This is a genomic window from Mycolicibacterium grossiae (genome assembly GCF_008329645.1).
GTDB lineage: Bacteria > Actinomycetota > Actinomycetes > Mycobacteriales > Mycobacteriaceae > Mycobacterium > Mycobacterium grossiae.
Map to the genome: position 1 here is coordinate 5,353,837 of NZ_CP043474.1, position 19,506 is coordinate 5,373,342.

Consider the following 19,506-nt stretch of genomic DNA (forward strand, 5'->3'; position numbering starts at 1 on the left):
GATTTCTCGCTTTCGACTAGGAGGTGCGCCAGCGGGTGGCGAAGCGTTCGATGGGTCCGAGGATCAGCAGGTCGGCGACGACGAGGACGACGATGAACACCAGCACCCAGGCGAAGAAGCCGTCGAGCTGATTGGCGTCGTACCAGTACCGCGACCGCCACCCCACTCCCGAGGTGGAGCCGAACCACTCGGCGAGCAGCAGGCCGTTCCACGCGCTCATGATGGCGAAGCGCACGGCCGCCACGGTGGAACCGGCGACGGCGGGAGCGACGATGTGCCGCAACACCTTCGACCGTCCGACGCCGAAGGACCGGGCCATCAGCACCAGATCCGCCGGCACCGCGCGGGTGGCCTTCGCGATGTTCACCACCACGAAGGGCAATCCGGAGAGGAACACGGTGACCACCGGCGTCAGCCAGCCGAAGCCGAACCACATGGTGGTGAGCAGCGCCCAGATGACCGCCGGGATGGCCAGCGCAGCGGCGTTGAGGTCGGCCATGGCCAGGTCGGCCCAGCGCGACGATCCCATCCACACGCCGATCGCGGCGCCGACGACCAGTGCCAGGACGAGCCCCAGGGCGAAGCGGTTCATGCTGATCGCCAGGTTGTGCCACAGTTCGCCGATCGCGGCTTCGGCCAGCAGGCTGTCGACCGTCTCGCGCGGCGAGGGGATCCGGTTGCCGACGGCCACCGCGACCTGCCAGGCGGCGAGGATCGAGGCCAGGGCGGCGACGACCGCCAGCGCGGAGGAGGCCTGACCGCGCAGCCGGCGCCGCCAGAGGGTGGGGGTGAGTGCCTCGGTGGTCACGCGACGTCCTTTCGCCAGGCGAAGAAGCGGTTCTCCAGGTGGGCGAGGGCGCGTTCGATGCCGATCATCGCGACGATGAACAGCGTCGTCCACGCCAGCATGTCGGCGACCTGGAACTCCTGGTAGGCCTTGCGGATCATGAAGCCCACGCCGTCGCTGGCGCCGAACACCTCGGTGAGCGCCTCCACCTTCCACGCCATCGCGAAGCCGTAGCGGACGCCGGCGAACACGAAGGTGACGAGTGCAGGCAGGTAGAGGTGGCGCAGCACGTCGCGTCGGCGGCGTTCGAACGCGCGGCACATGTCGAGCAGCTTGCCGTCCACCGAGCGGACCCCCTCGGCGACGTTCATCGCGATGAACGGCGTTGCCACGATGGCGGATACGACGATCGGCCCGCCGGCGCCGACGCCGAAGATGAGCAGTCCGAAGACCGCGTAGGTCAGACCGGGCATGTTGCCGAGAACGAAGAGCGGCAGTGAGAAGTAACTCGTCATGAACCGGGAGCGGCCCATGGCGAAGCCGATCACCGCACCGGCCACCATCGCGAGGGCGAAACCGGCCGCAATCTTGCCGATGCTCGACGCGAAGTTGGTGACGGCCTCACCGGAGACGGTGATGGCGAGGACGCGGCTCGCGACGGTGAGCGGGCGCGGCAGGATCGGGTCGTTCACCCACGCGGCGACGAGCGCCCACGCGGCGAGCGCGACGACGAGCGCGGCGGCCGAGACCAGCCAGCGCAGGGCGCCCTGGCCGAGAGCGGCGCGGCGGCGCCGGGGACCGGAGTCCCGGGACGTCGGCGGTGCCCCCGGCGGGCTGATGGTCTGGGTCACGGCTGGGCTCCCTCGGTCGGCAGGAACGTCGGATCGTCGACGCGCGAATCGATTACGCCGGTGGTGCGCATCAGGTCGAAGATGGAGCTCTCGTCGTCGGCCCAGTGCTGGTCGAACCGGACGTCGTCGACCACCCAGTCGTGGCGGGCGACGTAGTCCTTCATGAACGCGATGTCCTCGGGCGTCTCCACCGCGAAGTGCTGGGGGTAGCGCTCGATCATCTCGTCGCGGTGCCGGCGCCACTCGGCGAGGCCGCGCTCCCACAGGTCGAGGAACGCCGACACCTCGCCGGGATGGCCGTCGACCCAGTCACGCCGCGCGACGAAGACGTTGCCCATCGGTCCGTCGTGTCCGGGTGCGTCCAGTTCGGCGAACAGCTCGGCCGAGGACTTGCCGTCGTAGAGCGGACGCACGCTGCCGACCCGCAGTTCGCGCGCCGACAGGTCCGGGTAGCAGATGCAGGCGTCGATCTCGCCGCGCGCCAACAGGTTCGACAGGTTCTGGATGTCGGCGACCACCACCTCGTAGTCACCGGCGAGGTCCACGCCGTGCAACTGCCGCAGCAGCGCGCTCCAGACCAGCGTCCCCGACACCGTCGTGAAGACGCCGAGCCGCTTGCCCTTCAGGTCGGCGAGCGTCCGCGCGGAATCGCCGGCGCGCACCAGGATTCGGCTGCGCTCGGCGTTGTACCGGCCGATGATCACCGTGTCGCGCTGGGTCTGCTCCTCGAGGCCGGGCACCTCGAACGACGCGGTGGAGATGATGTCGGCGTGTCCGCCGGCGAACAGCCCGAATTCGTCCCAGGTGGCACTGGTCTCGATGCGGTAGCCGGTGTCGCGCTGCCAGGCGTCGACGATCCCGGTCTCGTTCATGTAGTCCCAGATGGGGTCGGGGGCGAAGGTGAATCTGATCTCGCCGTCCCGCGCCGCCCGCGACGACGCCGGACCACCCAGACCCGCCGCGCATCCGGTCGTCAGCGCCATGGTCGCCGCCATGGTCGCGGCCAGGGCTGCGGTCACCGCGCGCATCGTCGGTCGCACTGGTCGCCTCCTTCGTCGATGCTGTGACGGCTGTCACCGTCCGCATCAGACTGCGCGACGACGACGCCGTGCGGCAATGTCTGCGGAAACACACTTATGCTCTTCGGTATGTCCGACGAGACACCGGGGCCGGATCTGGAACGCTGGCTCGACGCCCTGGCCGGCATCGGCGAGGCCGTCGGGGGCGACGCGCCGGTGACCGCGCTGGTCGACCGCGTCGCGCGGACCGCCTGCGACCTGCTGGGCTACGACTTCTGCGCGGTCTTCCTCCCCGCCGATCCCCCGACGAAGGCCCTGACGATCGTCGGCTCGCACGGGTTGTCGGCGGACTACGTGGCCAAGGTGAACGCCGAACGCCCGATCCTGCTCGACGTGCGGGGCACCGAGGAGGCGCCGACGAGCATCGCGTTCCGCACCGGCGACGTCGTCACGCTGGAGGACATCGACACCGCGCCCGGCATCGGGCCGTGGGGCGGCGTCGCCCACGAACAGGGCTACCGCGCGCTGATCTCGGTGCCGCTGCGCCGCGCCGGCGTCGTCGTCGGCGCCCTCAACGGCTACCACGCCCGGCCACACCGCTTCGACGCCGTCGAGGTCGGCCTGGTCAGCACGCTCGCGACCCAGGTCGCGGTGGCGCTCGGCACCGCTCAGCTGCGCCTGCGGGAACGGCACACCATCGCCGAACTGCGTCGCGCGGAGGAGGTGCACGGACTGCTGACGGCCACCGCACTGCGCGGCGAGGGACTCGCCGGAGTCGCCGGCGCGCTGGCCGAGCTACTCGCCCGGCCGGTCCTCGTCGAGGACGTCTACGGCAACCCGCTCGCCGACGTCGACTGGGTCGCCGGCGTGCCCGACACGGCCGCGGACGTGACGCTCGACGGGGAGGTGGTGGCCCGCGTCCGGGTCGCCACCGAGGGCACGCTGTCCGGGCTGGACCGCCGGGCGCTCGACCACGCGTGCGTCGTCACCGCGCTGGAGCTGCTGCGGGCGCGCACGGCCGCCGAAGTGGAGCAGCGGCTGCGCGGCTCGCTGGTCGCCGACCTGCTCAGCACCGACGGTGCGGACCTGGACGCCCTGCTGCAGCGGGCCCGGCGCCTGGGCTGGGACCTCTCCGGCGCGCAGGCACTGCTCTGCGTGCGCGGCACCGCGTCGTCCACCGGCGACGCCACGAGCAGCGACCGGATGCTCGCCGGCGCCGACCGGATCGCCTCGACCGTGCGGCCGCGGCCGCTGGTCGCCACCCACCGCGGCGACCTGGTCCTGCTCGTCGCCCCGGAGACGGCGGTCGGACGCCACCGCGGCGCGCGAGAGATCGCCCGCCGGCTGCTCGACGCGCTGGCCGCCGACGGCCTCGGACCGGTGACGGCATGCGTCGCGCCGGCGACCCCTGCCGAGGAGCTGCCCGCTCTGTTCCGCACCGTGCGCGGCGCACTCGACCTGGCCGCCGACACCGGGGACACCGACCTGATCGACCTGCGCGACGTCGCGATCGACCACCTGTTGCTGCGCCTCGACGACCCGCAGCGACTCCGCGACTTCGCCCGCACCGTCCTCGGCGAAGCCATCGACTACGACCGCGCCCACGCCAGCCAGCTGCTGCGCACCGCGCGGGTGCTGCTCGACCGCGACCTGGACCGGCGCGCCGCCGCGGACGTCCTGCACCTGCACCCCAACACCGTGGCGCAACGCATGCGCCGCCTCGAGGCGCTCACCGGCCTGCGCCTCGGCCGTCCCCGCGACCTGCTGCAGCTGCAGTCGGCGCTCACCGTCGCGCGCATCGCGGGCCTCGGCTGAGGTCGCGAATGTCACACTGATGTCCGTGAGCACGATCCCCGCTTGGGAGCGCTACCTCGGCATTCCGCTGCTGCGCGTACACGACGCGATCTACCGCCGCACCGGCGGCCGCGTGGGCCACCGCATCCCCGGCGCGCCGCCCTCGCTGCTCCTGCACACCGTCGGCGCCAAGACCGGCATCCAGCGCACCACCACGCTCAGCTACGCCACCGACGGCGGCGCCTACCTCGTCGTGGCCTCCAAGGGCGGCGACCCGAAGGCGCCGGGCTGGTACTTCAACCTCAAGGCCGATCCGCACGTGGAGATCAACGTCGGCCCGCGCCGCCTGCCGGCCACCGCACGCATCATCGGCGCCGACGATCCGGACTACCCGCGGTTGTGGAAGTTGGTCAACGACAACAACTCCAACCGCTACGACGGATATCAGCAGCGCACCCGCCGCAGGATCCCGATCATCGCGCTCGAGCCGTCGTCCGCCGCGCGCCCGTAACCAATGACGTTCCGGCTCACTTCGTTTGGGTCCTCGCCCCTCGGGTAATGCTTGGCCTGGGTCACGAAGTGCCTCTCGGCGAGGCCGACCCCCACTGCCAAGCATCGAGCGGTGGCAACCATTCCCGATGAACGGCGCCGGCCGACCACGCGTCGCCGACGCGCGCCCACCGTCGGGAAACGACGTGCCCACAGCGGGCTCCGAGACGATGAGGACTCACATGACGCGCAAGACCATTTCCGTGGCATCCGCACTGGCCGCAGGCGGCGCCGCCCTGACGATCGCGATGGGCGCTCCCGCCTCCGCGGAGCCGGCTCAGGACTGCACCAACGTCGGCGCCGGGCAGGTGTGCGACGACACGTCGCAGTCCGCGGTGCCCTCGGCGCCGAGCACGGGCGGCACCGGCGGCGCGAACGTCCAGAACGGCCCCTACGGACCGTCGGGCAACACGCCGCCGGTCGGCAACTGACACGGTGCTGACCTGAGGGTCAGCGCGCACGGCCCGGCGGCCGTACCCCCTAGAACAGCTCCTTGGCGAGCAGTTCGAGCGTGTGCTCACGGGCGGGTGCGGCCGCCGGGTCGCTTCCGCGATGGGCCGAGCCGACCGGGTTCACCATGACCTCGTCGACGCCGAAGTGCTCGGCCACCTGGCGCACCTGAGCGGCGGCGTCAGCGGGATCGCCGACGATCGCCTGGCGCCGTCCCGACTCCACCACGGCACGCTGCTGCGGGGTGAGCGCGATCTCGCGCGCGTCCTCGACCAGATCCACCGGCCGCAGCGGCTGCCCCGTCCGCAACCACGCCATCATCAGCAGGTTGGGCAGCAGCAGATCCTCGGCTTCCTCGCGGGTGGCCGCGACCGACGCATTCAGCGTCATGAAGGTCGTCGGCTCGGCGGCGACGTCGCTCGGCTGGAACTCGGCGCGGTAGATCGCCAGCGCCTCCTCGGTGCCCTGCCCGGCGAAGTGGTGGGCGAACACGTACGGCAACCCCTTCGCCGCGGCCAGATGCGCCGAGTACTGCGAGGATCCCAGCAGCCAGAGCCGCGGTTCGGTGGCCGCCGCGGGCGTCGCCTTGAGCACGTAGTTCTGGTCCAGCAGGTTGCGGCCCTGGATGGACACCGATACGCCCGAGGCGCTCATCAGCGCCGTCACGTCGTCGAGATACTGCGGGAACTTCTCGATGTCCTCGTCGGTGCGCCCGGCCGGACCGCGCAGCATCAGCGACGTCACCGGGTCGGTTCCGGGCGCACGGCCGATGCCGAGGTCGATGCGGCCCGGCGCGGCGGCCTCCAGCAACGCGAACTGCTCGGCGACCGCCAGCGGGGCGTGGTTCGGCAGCATGACGCCGCCCGATCCCAGCCGGATGCGGGCGGTCTGGGCCGCCAGATAGCCGATGAGCACGGGCGGGCTGGTCGCCGCGACCGCGGGCATGTTGTGGTGCTCGGCGAGCCAGTAGCGGGTGTAGCCGAGGTCATCGGCCCGGCGGGCCAGGCGCACCGTGGCGGCCAGGGCGTCCGACGTGGTCTGGTCGCTGCGGACGGGGACGAGGTCGAGAACCGAGAGTCGCATCATTGGTGCAACGCGTCCACGACGCCATCCGTTCCCCGTGTCCCCCGCGATTCACGAGCGGTTTCGTTCGCCTGGCGACGGTATGCGCTCACGAATCGCCGGACGCGGGCCCGCCGGCGGCGAGGGTCGCGGCGGTGGCGAACACCTCGTCGAGCATGGCCGGGGTGAGCCTGCCGGTGAAGGTGTTCTGCTGGCTGGGGTGGTAGCAGCCCAGCAGCGTCACGCCGCCGACCGCCGCGGTGGCGAGGTGACCGAACTTGGGCGCGGGCACCGGCAGCGTCTCCCCCGCCGAGCGCAGCATGTCGAGCGCGGCGCGCCACCCGAAGCCGCCGAGCACGACGATCACCCGCACGGTCGGCGACAGCGCCCGCCACTCGGCGTCGAGCCACGGCGCGCACGTCGCGCGCTCCTGCGGCGTCGGCGCGTTGTCCGGCGGCGCGCACCGCACCGCGGCGACGATGCGGACGTCGCGCAGCGCCAGGCCGTCCGCGGCGTCGACGCTGTCCGGCGAGTTCGCCAGTCCGGCCCGATGCAAGGCGGCGAACAGGAAGTCGCCGCTGCGGTCGCCGGTGAACACCCGCCCGGTGCGGTTGGCGCCGTGCGCCGCCGGTGCCAAGCCGAGGACGAGGATCGACGCGGTCGCGGGCCCGAACCCAGGCACCGGCCGGCCCCAGTAGGGCTGCTCGGCGAACGAGCGGCGCTTGGCGAGCGCCACGTCCTCGCGCCACCGCACCAGCCGCCGGCAGGCGCGGCACACGCTGACCGCGGCGTCGACGTCGTCGACCGTGCGCATCCGCCGGGACGCCGCCCGGACGCCGGCGGCGGTCTTGGCGACCACGGTGTCGGGCGTCGCGGGATCGCCCGGCCACCCGGTCGCGACGGGCACCGGGGAGTCGAACGGCTCGCCGGTACGGGGGTGGGGCAACAGCACGCTCCCACTGTGCCCTGCGCGGAAAACCCGTCGCGATCCGGGCGGTGGCGCTGTTACGTTCAGCCCCGATAATCATGATCACCTCGCGATACGGCCCGCTGTACCTGATCTTCGCCGCGGCGCTGTCCGCCGGCGCGGGCAACGGCATCTCGATGGTCGCCTTCCCGTGGCTGGTGTTGCAGCGCAACGGTTCCGCCGTCGACGCGTCGATCGTCGCGATGGCGGGCACGCTGCCGCTGCTGGTGGCCACGGTGATCGCCGGCGCGGCCGTGGACTACCTCGGGCGGCGCCGGGTGTCGATGATCTCCGACGGGCTCTCGGCGCTGTCGGTGGCCGCCGTGCCGGTGTTGGCCTGGACGTTCGGCGCCGACGCCGTGAACGTGGCGGTGCTCGCGGCCCTCGCGGCGCTCGGCGCGTTCTTCGACCCCGCCGGGATGACGGCGCGCGAGACGATGCTGCCGGAGGCCGCGCAGCGGGCGGGCTGGACGCTCGACCGCGCGAACAGCGTCTACGAGGCCATCTTCAACCTCGCCTACATCGTCGGGCCCGGTATCGGCGGCCTGCTGATCGCGACGCTCGGCGGCATCGAGACCATGTGGGTCACCGCCGGCGCCTTCGTGCTGTCGATCGGCGCGGTCGCCGCGCTGCGGCTGGAGGGGGCCGGCGTCCCGGACCGGGCGGCGCTACCGCGGGTGTGGCCCGGCATCGTCGAGGGTCTGCGCTTCGTGTGGCGGACCCCCGTGCTGCGGACGCTGGCGATCGTCGACCTCGTCGCCACCGGCCTGTACATGCCGATGGAGAGCGTGCTGTTCCCCAAGTACTTCACCGACCGCGACGAGCCGGCCCAGCTCGGCTGGGTGCTGATGGCGCTCAGCATCGGCGGGCTGGTCGGTGCGCTCGGCTACGCGGTGCTGGCCGGGCGCACCCGCCAGCGCACGGTGATGCTGACCGCGGTCCTGGTGCTCGGCGTGGCGATGACGGTCATCGCCTTCCTGCCGCCGCTGCCGGTGATCCTGCTGCTCTCGGCGGTCGTCGGGCTGGTGTACGGCCCGATCGCCCCGATCTACAACTACGTTATGCAGACGACGGCGCCGCAGCATCTGCGTGGCCGCGTCGTCGGGGTGATGGGGTCGCTGGCCTATGCCGCCGGCCCGCTGGGTCTGGTGGTCGCCGGGCCGCTCGCGGACTCCGCGGGGCTGCACGCGACGTTCCTGGCGCTGTCGGTCCCGATGCTGCTGCTGGGGGCGGTGGCGGTGTTCCTGCCGGCGCTGCGCGACCTCGACCGCGACCGCGGCTGACGGTCAGGGCAGGCCCGCGGGTGCGGGGACGAACAGCGCGCGCAGCCGGCTCACCGCGTCGGCGGCGCCGTCGATGCGCAGTCGGCCGCTCGCCACCAGGTCCGACACCCGATCGGGATCCGTTGCGGCGTACAGGGTGTCGGACTGTCCGCTGAGCGTGACGTCGGCGGTCATGCCGTCGGGGACGGTCTCGACGCCGTCGGGTGCGATGCGCAGCGTCACGCTGCCCTCGGGCGTGTCGAGGCGCAGTGTCAGCGGCGGTCCGGCGCGATCGGCGCGCAGGTGCGCCCGTAGCGCGCGGGCGAGCCACTCCGGCCGGGCGACGGTGCCGGGGTCGCGGTGCACGACCAGGCGCCGCCCCCACCGAGCATGGGCGTGCAGCACGTCCTCGAGCGCCCTGCCGTCGGCGGTCAGCGCGTAGGACGAACCCGACCCCGGCAGCGCCTGCTTGACCACCAGACCGTGGGCCTCGAGGTGGCGCAACCGACCGGCGAGCACATCGGTGGCGATCGGTGCGAGCGCGGCGAGCAGGTCGCCGTAGCGGCGCGGACCGTCGAGCAGGTCGCGCACCACGAGCAGCGTCCAGCGGTCCCCGACCACGTCGAGGCTCTTCGCCACCGCGCAGTGTTGACCGTAGGACCGTGTCGGCATCGGGCCAGGCTAACGGTGAGCAGGGCGTTCCCACGGCGAAGTCGGCCAACCCGGCGCTCGGGCGAACCCGCGCCGCACACCGGTGACCGACGCCTACCATCGAGCGATGGACTCCGCGCTGGCCGACCTGACCGCCGCACTCCCGGACGGCACCGTGGTGACCGACCCCGACATCCTGGCGTCCTACCGGCAGGACCGCGCCTTCGACCCCGACGCCGGCACACCGCTGGCGGTGGTCCGCCCGCGCCGCACCGAGGAGGTGCAGACGGCGCTGCGGTGGGCGACGGCGCACCGCGTCCCGGTGGTGCCGCGCGGCGCCGGTACCGGGCTGTCGGGCGGCGCGACCGCGCTCGACGGCGGCATCGTGTTGTCCACCGAACTGATGCGCGACATCCGCGTCGACCCGGTCACCCGTACCGCCGTCACGCAACCCGGGCTGCTCAATGCGGAGGTGAAGAAGGCCGTCGCCGAATACGGACTGTGGTATCCGCCGGACCCGTCGTCGTACGAGATCTGCAGCATCGGCGGCAACATCGCGACCAACGCGGGCGGGCTGTGCTGCGTGAAGTACGGCGTGACGACCGACTACGTGCTCGGCCTGCAGGTGGTGCTCGCCGACGGCACCGCCGTCCGGCTCGGCGGCCCACGGCTGAAGGACGTTGCGGGACTGAGCCTCACCAAGCTGTTCGTGGGCAGCGAGGGCACACTCGGCGTCGTCACCGAGGTGACGTTGAAGCTGCTGCCCGCCCAGTACCGCGGGTGCACGGTGGTGGCGTCGTTCGCTTCGGTGGCCGCGGCGGCCGACGCCGTCGTCGAGATCACCGGCAAGATCCGGCCGTCGATGCTGGAGTTCATGGACGCCGTCGCGATCAACGCCGTCGAGGACAAGCTGAAGATGGGACTCGACCGCGGCGCCGCCGCCATGATCGTCGCGGCGTCGGACGACCGCGGCGCACCGGGGGTGCAGGACACCGAGTACATGGCTTCCGTCTTCACCGAACACGGTGCGACGGAGGTGTTCTCGACCGACGACCCGGACGAGGGAGAGGCCTTCGTCGCCGCGCGGCGCTTCGCGATCCCCGCCGTGGAGGCCAAGGGCTCGCTGCTGCTCGAGGACGTCGGCGTCCCACTCCCGGCGCTGGCCGACCTGGTGTCGGGCGTGGAGAAGATCGCCGCGCAGCACGACCTGATGATCTCGGTGATCGCCCACGCCGGCGACGGAAACACCCACCCGCTCATCGTGTTCGACCCCGCCGACACCGCGATGGAGCAGCGGGCGCAGCAAGCCTTCGGCGAGATCATGGACTTGGCCGTCGGCCTGGGCGGCACGATCACCGGGGAGCACGGTGTCGGCCGGATGAAGCGGGCGTGGCTCGCCGGCTACCTCGGGCCCGAGGCGATGGACCTCAACCGCCGCATCAAGGACGCGCTCGACCCGGACGGCATCCTCAACCCCGGCGCCGCGATCTGACGTTCGGTGCACCGGGCCGTCACGGTTGGGCGGTGATGTGCCAGTCGGCGGCGGCGCACTGCTGATCCCAGAACTCGCCGAAACGACCTGCGGCGGCGCGCAATTCGTCGATCGGGCCGTCCTCGACGACGCGGCCGCCGTCGACGAACAGCACGCGGTCGGCGTGCCGGATGCTCGCGAGCCGGTGCGCGACGATGACGGTGGTGCGCGGCCGGGGGTCGGCGGTCAGGGCGTCGACGACGGCGGCCTCGTTCTCGGTGTCCAGCGCGCTGGTGGCCTCGTCGACGAGCAGCACGGGCGCCGGCTTTACCAGCGCCCGGGCGATGCTGACCCGCTGCCGCTCGCCGCCGGACAGCGCCGAGCCGGCCTCGCCGACCGCGGTCCGGTCACCGTCGGGCAGCCGACCGGTCAGTTCGTCGACCCGGGCGAGCCGTGTCGCCGCGGCCAGCTCGTCGACGCCGGCTTCCGGATGGCCGACCAGGACGTTGTCGCGGACCGTCCCGTCGAACAGGTACGGGTGCTGGAACACGACGCTGACCGCCGCCCGCCGCGCGACCGGGTCGAGTGTCGCGAGGTCGACGCCGTCGAACAGCACGCGCCCGCCGGTCGGCTGGTGCAGCCCGGCGATCAGCGCCAGGATCGTGCTCTTGCCCGAGCCGGACGGCCCGACGATGGCGGTGGTGCCGCCGGGGTCGAGGACGAAGCTGACTTTCTCGAGTACCGGCTCGGCGCCGTAGCCGAACGACACGTCGTCGAACTCGATGCGCGGCGGCGCGGTCACGGTCGCGGGGCCGCAGCTGCCGGCGGGGAGTACCGGCGCGTCGAGCACGGCCCGGATCCGTCCCAGGGTGGCGCGCGTCGACTCGAGCGCCGGCGCGAGTTCGGCGAGCACGGTGAAGGGTTCGAGGTAGCGCGCGACGACGACGAGCAGCGCAATGGCCTCCGGCACGCCGATCTCGCCGCGCACCGTCAGCCAGGTGGCCATGCCCGCGAAGCCGAGCAGCGCGATCTGACTCGCGACGCTGAACAGCAGTTGGCCGGGCACCTGCATGCCGAGCAGCCGCAGGCTCGCGCCGTGCTGGGCCTCGAGCGCCGAGCCGACCAGGCTGCGGGCCGGCGCCACCCGTCGGGCGGCCCGCAGCGCCTGCTGCGTGCGCGCGAACTCGATGATGCGCTCGGTGAGGGCGGTGTTGGCCGCGTCGGCGAGGGCGTCGGCGCGCCGGGTCAGGAGCGTGGCGAGCCACAGGGCGCCGAGCAGGACGACGACGCCGCCGAGCGCCGCGAGCCCGAGCGGCGCCGCGACCGTCAGCAGGGCGACCGCGATGGCGGCCGGCAGCAGCACCGCACCGATCAGCGGTGTCAGCAGGTTGACCACCAGGCCGACGAGTTCGGGCCCGGTGGCCGCAATCGCCTGGCGGGTGGTGGCCGTGTTGTCGGCGGTGAACCAGTCGAGCCGGATGGTCGGCAGCCGGTCGGCCATGTCGTGCTGCGTGGCGTCCAGGACGGCGAAGCCGATGTCGAAACCCATTCGCGCCGTGACGTAGTCGACGAGCCAGCCGAGTACGGTGACCGCCGTCAGCCAGCCCAGCCACGGCCACGCATCGGCGGGTGCGTCGCCGAAGAGCGCGCCCACCAACGGCACCAGCAGTACGGTGCCCGCGGCGCGCAGCAGCACCGACAGCACCGCCAGGGTGCCGAAGACGCCGACGGTGCGGCGCCGCTCGGCGGGGACCAGGGCGAGCAGCGTGCGAATCACGACCGGACCTCCTGCGCCGCGGGTCGGTTGCCCGTGTCCCACAGCGCGCGGTACCGGCCGTGCGCCGCGAGCAGTTCGTCGTGGGTGCCGATCTCGGCGATCCGGCCGTGGTCGAGGACGACGATCTGGTCGGCGTGGGTGACGGTGTGCAGCCGGTGCGCGATCACCAGCACCGTGCGGTCGGCCGTCAGCCGGTTCAGCGCCTGCTGCACCAGGTACTCCGACTCCGGGTCGGCGAACGCGGTGGCCTCGTCGAGGATCAGCACCGGCGTGTCGGCGACGATCGCCCGCGCGATCGTCAGGCGCTGCCTCTCCCCACCGGACAGGCCGGTTCCTCCGTCGAGGACGGTGTCGTAGCCGTCGGGCAACCGGAGGATGCGGCCGTGGATCTGGGCGTCGCGCGCCGCGGCGGTGATGCGCTCGGCGGGCGAGTCGGGTTCGGCGAGCGCGATGTTCGCGGCGGCCGTGTCGTGCACCAGCTGCGTCTCCTGCAGCACGAAGCCGACGCGGCGGTACAGCTCGTCGGCCGTCAGGGTCCGGATGTCCGCGCCGTCCACCGTGATCGACCCGTGCTGCACGTCGTGGAAGCGCGCGAGCAGCGCGGCGAGCGTCGACTTGCCCGAGCCCGACGGGCCCACCAGGGCGGTCACCGTCCCCGGGCGCAGGCTCAGCGTGACGTCGTGCAGGACGGGGACCTCCGGGCGGTAGCCGAAGGTGACGCCCTCGAACCGCACGGTGCCGCGGCCCGCCGGTGCCGCAGGGGTGTCGTCGGCCGTGCAGACCCGACCGTCGTGCAGATCGGGTTCGTCGAGGACGGTCTGGACCCGCCGCGCCGCCAGCATGCCGCTCTGAATGCCGCCCAGTCCGTAGCCGATGCCGAGCAGTCGCGCGCCGAAGGTGGTGCCCAGCAACAGGAACGGCAGCACGTCGACCGCCGGCATCGATCCCGACGCGATGAGCGGCGTCGCGACGGCCATGATCAGCCACAGGAACGTCGATGGCCGCGTGACGAGGTCCATCAGGGTCTTCTTGCCGACGAACGGGCGCTGCCAGGCCACCAGGAACGCGATGTACTCGTCGAGCCGGCGGCGGAAGCTCGACGCCGCGGCCCCACCGAATACCCGGACCACGGGCTGGCCGTCGAGGTAGGCGCCGGCTTCGGCGTTCATCCGCTCGGCCCACCGCGGGGCCGCGGCGATGCGGTTGCCGGACTGGATCGTCATCACCGACATCAGCACCAAATACGTCAGCACCGGGCCGAACAGCACCAGCGCGATGCGCCAGTCGACGGCGAAGAGGTACACCAGCACCGCGACCGGTGCGACCACGGCGGCGACGGCGTCGGGAATCGCGTGGGTCACCAGGTAGTGCAGGCTCGCGGTGTCGTCGCGCATGAGCTGCTTCACCGTGCCCGAACCGCGAGCGGTGAACCAGCCCAGGGGAAGTCGCGACATCTTGGTCAGCAGCCGGCCGCGCAGATCGTGCGCGAAGCGGGCGTCGATGCGATGCAGCCACAGCGTCAGCGCCGCCGCCATCGAGGTGCCCACCCCCAGCAGGACCACCGCGGCGATCCCGAGCGTCCACAGCCGGGCCGACCCGGCCCCGGTGAGCAGCAGGCGGGCCAGTTCCACCAGCAGCACGAAGGGCGCCAGCTGCAGCAGCGTGATGACGCCCTGCAGCGCACCGGACACCAGCAGCGGCGTCTTCAGTGGGCTCAGCAGCCGTCCCGCGGCCTGGGCGCGCCAGGTGCCGCTCGGCCGGTCGGACGTCGCGACGACGGCCGCCTGGGCCGGGACGGCCGGGGCGTCGGCGGCCGGTGGCGGGGTTGCTGCACGGGCGGCGGGCGCCGGTTCGTCACCGCGCCGGCTGCCCATGGCACGGCCCTCGGTCCAGTAGGCCTGGGCGTGGATCTCCTGTTTGGGGAAGCCGAAGTCGTCACGCAGCCGGGTGCGGACGTGCTTGAGTGCCGTCGCCTCCGGGCCCGCCCAGGCGTACCAGTTCGACCAGTCGCGCGCCTGCAGCGCCGCGGCCAGCGACGTCGCGTCGGTGCGCGGCACGCGGTGCACCCGCAGCCGGGGATGCTCGGCGAGCGGGATGAGCGCATCGTCGTCGTGCTGCTGTTCGAGGTAGGCCTCGATCGGAATGTCGTGCGGTACGGCGGCGATGATGCCGTTGATCGCGGGCGTCGACGCCGGGTCGCCGATCAGCAGGTAACCGGCGGGCCGGTCGGCGGGGTCGTCGGCGACGCGGAAGCCCTTGCTGCCCATCGACATCGCCATGATCGTGGCGCCCGGCTCGGCGGTCCGCGCCCAGGCCGAGGCGGGTCCTGCGGGCTCGTGCAGGACGACGTCGATGGTGAAGTGGCCGGTCTGCGGATCGGCGCCGCTGATCGTGTACGCGCGCTGGTACTCGGTGTCGCTCCCGTCCGGGTCGGGGAACCAGAAGCGCAGCCACGACGTCGGTTCCGCCGCGGCGTCGTCGAACACCGTCGGCGAGACCAGGGACAGGCGCAGGAAGTGCGGAGCGAGGTATTGGGTGTCCGTGACGGTCACCTGGTGGTCGCGCGCGCCGAAGCCGCGCATCATCGCGCCCTGGAGGCCGCGTGCCATCGCCAAGTCTCCTTCTCCGCGGCCATCGAGCGCCGCGAGTCGTCCGCGCACTAAGGCTAGCCTTACCAGGCTCGGCTCGGTCGTGCCCGTGCGGTTACGCGCCATCTACATCACGCCTCCTATGCACCCGGCCCGCGACGGCAAGTCCACCCGGCCCGGGCCGCCCCAGCGGCCACACGACCATGCACAGCTCACGCACAGCTGACTCGCAGGAGCTGCGGCGATGGCCGTCCCGAGCTGGCGATTCGACGACGCAGCGCCCGACCACTACCTGAGGCCCGGGCAGGGACCTCGGCATGTACATAGTGCGGGTGATATACCTACGGAGTGCAGCAGCGCGCTCCCCGTGCCTCCGACGAGGCGATCGGTGATCTCATCGACCACGCGGTCGACCTCACCGTGCGCTTCCTCAGCGACCGCGCGGACCTGACCGCCTCGGCGGCCTTCGCGCTCAACCGCCTGCACCGCGAGGGGCCGCTGCGGCTGACCACCCTCGCCTCCCGCGAGGGCATCAGCCAGCCGTCGATGACGCAGCTCATCCAACGACTGGAACGCCACGACCTCGTCGCCAAGATCCCCGATCCGCACGACGGCCGCGTCGCCATGGTCGGGATCACCGACGAGGGCGTGGCGCTGATCGACGCGCGCCTCGGCAAGCGCCGCGAGCGCCTCGACCGACTGCTGGCCCTGGCCGACGACGAGGACTACGACGCCCTGGTGCTCGCCAGCCGCGTCGCGCTGCCCGTGCTCCGGCGACTCATCGCCACGGCCGAGGCCCAGCCGGGGTGCACCGACCCGCCGGGACCCGCCGAGGCACCCACCGACGACCGAGGGGAACGACCATGAGACGACCGCACGTGGGCCGGGCCCTGGCGAAGGTGTGGATTCCCCTGGTCCTCCTCGTGGTCCTCGCCGTGTCCGGGCTGGTGGTGTCGCGGCTGCACCGGCAGTTCGCCTCCGAGGACCTCAACGCCAACGCAGGAGCGGGAATCGAGATCGTACAGTTCAACCCCAAAGTGATGGTCTACGACGTCTGGGGCGCCCCCGGCACGTCGGCGCAGGTCAGCTACTTCGACCCGGACGCCAACGTGCACACCCTCGACGTGGCGCTGCCATGGTCGGTGACGCTGTCCACGACGTTGCCGACGGTCAGCGCCAACATCCTGGTGCGGGCCGATGCCGATCAGATCGGCTGCCGCGTCACGGTCAACGGCACCGTCCGCGACGAACGCACCGCCAGCGGTGAAGACGCCCAGACCTACTGCCTGGTGAAGTCGGCATGATTCGAAGGAGATTCGCACACGCCCCGGTGAAGCACGAGAAGGGCCACCCCGTCGGCCGGGCGCTGCGCCTGTTCGCCATCCCGATCCTGCTGTTCTGGATCGGCATCGCCGTCGTCGTCAACGTCGTGGCGCCGCAGCTCGAGATCGTCGGCGAGGAGCACTCCGCGCCCATGACGCCCGACGACGCGCCGTCGGTGCTGGCGATGAAGCAGATGGGCGCCAACTTCGGCGAATTCGACTCCAACAGCACCATCATGGTCGTCGTCGAGGGTGACCAGCCGCTCGGCCCGGACGCGCACCGGTACTACGACCAGATCGTCGGCAAGCTGCGCGCCGATCCCTCGCACGTGCAGCACCTGCAGGACTTCTGGGGGGACACGCTGACCGCCGCCGGCGCGCAGAGCGCCGACGGCAAGGCCGCCTACGTCATGCTCAACCTCGCCGGTGAGCAGGGCCAGACGCTGGCGAACCAGGGCGTCGACGAGGTCCGCAAGGTCATCGCCGACACCCCCGCACCACCGGGCGTGCACGCCTACGTCGCGGGGCCGGCCGCGCTCACCGACGACATGCACGTCATCGGCAACGCCAGCCTGGGCGAGATCACGCTGTACACCCTCGTCGCGATCGCGTTCATGCTGCTGGTCGTCTACCGCTCGATCGTGACGACGCTGGTGCAGCTCTTCCTCACCGCCATCGGCCTGCTGACCTCGCGCGGGGTCATCTCGGTGCTGGCGGAGAACGGCGCGTTCGGGTTGACGACGTTCGCCGGCAACATCCTCACCATGCTGGCGATCGCCGCGGCGACCGACTACGGCATCTTCCTGTTCGGCCGCTACCGGGAGGCGCGCAGCGCCGGCGAGGACCGGGACACCGCCTACCACACCACCTTCCGCTCGGTGACCCCGGTGATCATCGGCTCCGGTCTGACGATCGCCGGCGCCACCTACTGCCTGTCCTTCGCGCGCCTGCCGTACTTCTCCACCATGGGCGAGCCGGTCGCCATCGGCATGGTCGTGGTGGTGGCCGCCGCGGTGACCCTCGGACCGGCGGTGTTGTTCTTGGGCAGCAGGATCGGGCTGTTCGAGTCCAAGCGCGACGCGCGCAGCAGGTTCTGGCGCCGCGTCGGTACCGCCGTCGTGCGGTGGCCTGCGCCGATCATGGTGGCCAGCGCGTTCGTGGTGCTGATCGGGCTGGTCGCCATCCCCGGGTACACGCCCGCCTACAACGACCGCTACTACCTGCCGGCGGACGCGCCGGTGAACGTCGGGTACGCCGCCGCCGACCGGCACTTCACCCAGGCCCGGATGAACCCCGACATCATCATGGTCGAAGCCGATCACGACATGCGCAATCCCGGCGACATGCTGGTGCTCAACTCGATCAGCCGCAACGTCATGCACAGTCAGGGCATCGCGATGGTGCAGAGCATCACGCGCCCGCTCGGCATCCCGATCCAGCACAGCTCGATCCCGTTCCAGACGAGCATCTCCGGTCAGGTGCAGAACCAGAACCTGCCGTTCCAGCGCGATCAGCTCGCGAACATGAAGAAGATGGCCGACGCGACGCAGGCCAACATCGACATCATGGAGCAGCAGTACGCACTGTCGCTGAAACAGACGCAGCTGACCGAGGATTCGGCACAGAAGTCCCGTGACCTGCTGGCGATCACCGAGCAGGTTCGCGACAACATCGCGAACTTCGACGACGAGTTCCGCCCGCTGCGCAACTACTTCTACTGGGAACCGCACTGCTTCGACATCCCGATGTGCGCGGCGCTGCGGTCGCTGTTCGATTCACTCGACGGCATCAACGAACTCACCGACGCCCAGGGTGCGGTACAGGGCAACACCGATCAACTGGCCGACCTGGCACCGAAGTTGACGGCGCTGCTGCCGCAGACCATCGCGACCATGAAGCAGACGCTGGCCCTGACGCTGGCGTCCTACGATTCGCAGAAGGCGTTGCTCGACCAGATGGGCGCCATGAACGACACCGCGCTCGCGATGGGCGCGGCGTTCGACACCGCCAAGAACGACGACCTGTTCTTCCTGCCACCGGAGGCCTTCACCAACCCCGACTTCGAGCGCGGCCTGAAGATGTTCCTCTCCCCCGACGGCAAGAGTGCGCGGATGTTCATCACGCACCAGTCCGATCCCGCCACGGTGGAGGGCATCTCGCGCGTCGACTCCGAGCGGCAGGCGGCGCAGGACGCCATCAAGATGACGTCGCTGTCGAATGCCAAGATCCTCGTCGGCGGCACCGCCGCGACCTACAAGGACATGGCCGACGGCGCGAAGTACGACCTGATGATCGCCGTCGTCTCTGCGCTGACGCTCATCTTCATGATCATGCTGATCCTCACCCGCAGCGTGGTCGCCGCCGCCACCATCGTCGGCACGGCGGCCAGCTCGATCGCGGCGTCATTCGGCATCTCGGTGCTGATCTGGCAGGACCTGTTCGGCATCCACATCCACTGGCTGGTGATGCTGATGTCGGTGATCATCCTGCTGGCGGTCGGCGCGGACTACAACCTGCTGCTGGTGCACCGCTTCCGCGAGGAGATCCACGCCGGGCTCAAGACCGGCATCATCCGGTCGATGGCCGGCACCGGCGGCGTGGTCACCTCCGCGGGCCTGGTGTTCGCGGCGACCATGGCCGCGATGCTGGGCAGCGACCTGGTGGTGCTCGCGCAGATGGGGTCGACGATTGCGATCGGCCTGCTGGTCGACACGCTCGTCGTGCGGTCGTTCCTCATGCCGTCGATCGCCACGCTGCTGGGTCGGTGGTTCTGGTGGCCGCAGGTGGTGTATCCGCGGGGCGACAACCACTTCTTGCCGCCCAGCGCGCCGCGGACGGCACCGCCGCAGCCGCCGGCCCCGACGGGTGACGACGCCGACACCGCGGCCCTCCCCGCCGGGCGGTGACGGGGCGCCCGGGGCGCCCGGGCGTGGCACCACGGGTAACACCCGTCACG

At 71.7% G+C, this 19,506-nt stretch carries 16 protein-coding genes; 8 read left to right on the forward strand and 8 right to left on the reverse strand.

Annotated elements, in window-relative coordinates; all coding sequences use genetic code 11:
- Positions 1 to 16 precede the first annotated feature (16 nt).
- From FZ046_RS25600 to FZ046_RS25610, 3 genes are read right to left on the reverse strand one after another with little or no spacing between them, the layout of a single operon-like run.
- Positions 17 to 808, reverse strand: a complete 792-nt coding sequence (locus FZ046_RS25600; protein WP_070352974.1) for an ABC transporter permease — start codon at positions 806 to 808, stop codon at positions 17 to 19.
- Positions 805 to 1,638, reverse strand: coding sequence for an ABC transporter permease (locus tag FZ046_RS25605; RefSeq protein WP_070352973.1), 834 nt, complete (start codon positions 1,636 to 1,638; stop codon positions 805 to 807). The genes FZ046_RS25600 and FZ046_RS25605 overlap by 4 nt, the downstream gene beginning before the upstream one ends.
- Positions 1,635 to 2,666, reverse strand: a complete 1,032-nt coding sequence (locus FZ046_RS25610) for an ABC transporter substrate-binding protein (protein WP_083298200.1) — start codon at positions 2,664 to 2,666, stop codon at positions 1,635 to 1,637. Before FZ046_RS25610 ends, FZ046_RS25605 begins: the two co-directional genes overlap by 4 nt.
- A gap of 120 nt (positions 2,667 to 2,786) precedes the next feature.
- On the opposite strand from FZ046_RS25610, the gene FZ046_RS25615 reads away from it, so the two are divergent.
- The 3 genes from FZ046_RS25615 to FZ046_RS25625 all read left to right on the forward strand — a co-directional run bounded on the left by FZ046_RS25615 (position 2,787) and on the right by FZ046_RS25625 (position 5,431).
- Positions 2,787 to 4,472 (forward strand): helix-turn-helix domain-containing protein, encoded by a 1,686-nt coding sequence (locus tag FZ046_RS25615; protein ID WP_070352994.1) that lies wholly within the window; start codon positions 2,787 to 2,789, stop codon positions 4,470 to 4,472.
- Between the two features lie 34 nt (positions 4,473 to 4,506).
- Positions 4,507 to 4,962, forward strand: coding sequence for a nitroreductase family deazaflavin-dependent oxidoreductase (locus FZ046_RS25620; protein WP_246183095.1), 456 nt, complete (start codon positions 4,507 to 4,509; stop codon positions 4,960 to 4,962).
- A 220-nt stretch (positions 4,963 to 5,182) separates the two neighbouring features.
- The gene (locus tag FZ046_RS25625) at positions 5,183 to 5,431 is read left to right on the forward strand and encodes a hypothetical protein (protein WP_070352971.1); all 249 of its coding nucleotides are present in this window, start codon (positions 5,183 to 5,185) and stop codon (positions 5,429 to 5,431) included.
- 49 nt (positions 5,432 to 5,480) lie between these two features.
- On the opposite strand, the gene FZ046_RS25630 is transcribed toward FZ046_RS25625, so the two are convergent.
- Both FZ046_RS25630 and FZ046_RS25635 read right to left on the reverse strand, forming a co-directional pair.
- Positions 5,481 to 6,533 carry an LLM class flavin-dependent oxidoreductase gene (locus FZ046_RS25630; protein ID WP_070352993.1) on the reverse strand — a complete coding sequence of 351 codons (1,053 nt, stop codon included), beginning with the start codon at positions 6,531 to 6,533 and terminating at the stop codon, positions 5,481 to 5,483.
- A gap of 88 nt (positions 6,534 to 6,621) precedes the next feature.
- The gene (locus FZ046_RS25635) at positions 6,622 to 7,464 is read right to left on the reverse strand and encodes a uracil-DNA glycosylase (RefSeq protein ID WP_070352970.1); all 843 of its coding nucleotides are present in this window, start codon (positions 7,462 to 7,464) and stop codon (positions 6,622 to 6,624) included.
- Positions 7,465 to 7,538: 74 nt separating this feature from the next.
- Here FZ046_RS25635 and FZ046_RS25640 point away from each other — a divergent pair, with 74 nt between their 5' ends.
- On the forward strand, positions 7,539 to 8,762 hold the full coding sequence (locus FZ046_RS25640) for a multidrug efflux MFS transporter Tap (protein ID WP_070352969.1): 1,224 nt from the start codon (positions 7,539 to 7,541) through the stop codon (positions 8,760 to 8,762).
- Positions 8,763 to 8,765: 3 nt separating this feature from the next.
- On the opposite strand, the gene FZ046_RS25645 is transcribed toward FZ046_RS25640, so the two are convergent.
- Entirely contained in the window at positions 8,766 to 9,413 is a 648-nt protein-coding gene (locus FZ046_RS25645) for an HxlR-like winged helix-turn-helix transcriptional regulator (RefSeq protein WP_070352968.1), read from the reverse strand.
- Positions 9,414 to 9,519: 106 nt separating this feature from the next.
- On the opposite strand from FZ046_RS25645, the gene FZ046_RS25650 reads away from it, so the two are divergent.
- Complete coding sequence (locus FZ046_RS25650) at positions 9,520 to 10,884, forward strand: FAD-binding oxidoreductase (RefSeq protein ID WP_070352967.1); 1,365 nt, start codon at positions 9,520 to 9,522, stop codon at positions 10,882 to 10,884.
- A gap of 19 nt (positions 10,885 to 10,903) precedes the next feature.
- Here the strand turns inward: FZ046_RS25650 and FZ046_RS25655 are convergent, their stop codons facing one another.
- Positions 10,904 to 12,640 carry an ABC transporter ATP-binding protein gene (locus FZ046_RS25655; protein ID WP_070352992.1) on the reverse strand — a complete coding sequence of 579 codons (1,737 nt, stop codon included), beginning with the start codon at positions 12,638 to 12,640 and terminating at the stop codon, positions 10,904 to 10,906.
- Entirely contained in the window at positions 12,637 to 15,249 is a 2,613-nt protein-coding gene (locus FZ046_RS25660; RefSeq protein WP_070352966.1) for an ABC transporter ATP-binding protein/permease, read from the reverse strand. The genes FZ046_RS25655 and FZ046_RS25660 overlap by 4 nt, the downstream gene beginning before the upstream one ends.
- Before the next feature lie 327 nt (positions 15,250 to 15,576).
- Here FZ046_RS25660 and FZ046_RS25665 point away from each other — a divergent pair, with 327 nt between their 5' ends.
- The 3 genes from FZ046_RS25665 to FZ046_RS25675 are packed head-to-tail and all read left to right on the forward strand — an operon-like array spanning position 15,577 to position 19,456.
- Entirely contained in the window at positions 15,577 to 16,095 is a 519-nt protein-coding gene (locus tag FZ046_RS25665) for a MarR family transcriptional regulator (RefSeq protein ID WP_070352965.1), read from the forward strand.
- Positions 16,092 to 16,532 (forward strand): MmpS family transport accessory protein, encoded by a 441-nt coding sequence (locus FZ046_RS25670; protein ID WP_070352964.1) that lies wholly within the window; start codon positions 16,092 to 16,094, stop codon positions 16,530 to 16,532. Before FZ046_RS25665 ends, FZ046_RS25670 begins: the two co-directional genes overlap by 4 nt.
- Positions 16,529 to 19,456 carry an MMPL/RND family transporter gene (locus FZ046_RS25675; RefSeq protein WP_083298192.1) on the forward strand — a complete coding sequence of 976 codons (2,928 nt, stop codon included), beginning with the start codon at positions 16,529 to 16,531 and terminating at the stop codon, positions 19,454 to 19,456. Before FZ046_RS25670 ends, FZ046_RS25675 begins: the two co-directional genes overlap by 4 nt.
- The last annotated feature ends 50 nt before the right edge of the window (positions 19,457 to 19,506 follow it).

What these genes read in the sequence shown, in the direction of transcription:
- FZ046_RS25610 (WP_083298200.1), bottom strand. Translation starts at nt 2,666, where the DNA reads ATGCGCGCGGTGACCGCAGCCCTGGCCGCGACCATGGCGGCGACCATG.
- FZ046_RS25615 (WP_070352994.1), top strand. Translation starts at nt 2,787, where the DNA reads ATGTCCGACGAGACACCGGGGCCGGATCTGGAACGCTGGCTCGACGCC.
- FZ046_RS25625 (WP_070352971.1), top strand. Translation starts at nt 5,183, where the DNA reads ATGACGCGCAAGACCATTTCCGTGGCATCCGCACTGGCCGCAGGCGGC.
- FZ046_RS25630 (WP_070352993.1), bottom strand. Translation starts at nt 6,533, where the DNA reads ATGCGACTCTCGGTTCTCGACCTCGTCCCCGTCCGCAGCGACCAGACC.
- FZ046_RS25640 (WP_070352969.1), top strand. Translation starts at nt 7,539, where the DNA reads ATGATCACCTCGCGATACGGCCCGCTGTACCTGATCTTCGCCGCGGCG.
- FZ046_RS25645 (WP_070352968.1), bottom strand. Translation starts at nt 9,413, where the DNA reads ATGCCGACACGGTCCTACGGTCAACACTGCGCGGTGGCGAAGAGCCTC.
- FZ046_RS25650 (WP_070352967.1), top strand. Translation starts at nt 9,520, where the DNA reads ATGGACTCCGCGCTGGCCGACCTGACCGCCGCACTCCCGGACGGCACC.
- FZ046_RS25660 (WP_070352966.1), bottom strand. Translation starts at nt 15,249, where the DNA reads ATGGCACGCGGCCTCCAGGGCGCGATGATGCGCGGCTTCGGCGCGCGC.
- FZ046_RS25670 (WP_070352964.1), top strand. Translation starts at nt 16,092, where the DNA reads ATGAGACGACCGCACGTGGGCCGGGCCCTGGCGAAGGTGTGGATTCCC.
- FZ046_RS25675 (WP_083298192.1), top strand. Translation starts at nt 16,529, where the DNA reads ATGATTCGAAGGAGATTCGCACACGCCCCGGTGAAGCACGAGAAGGGC.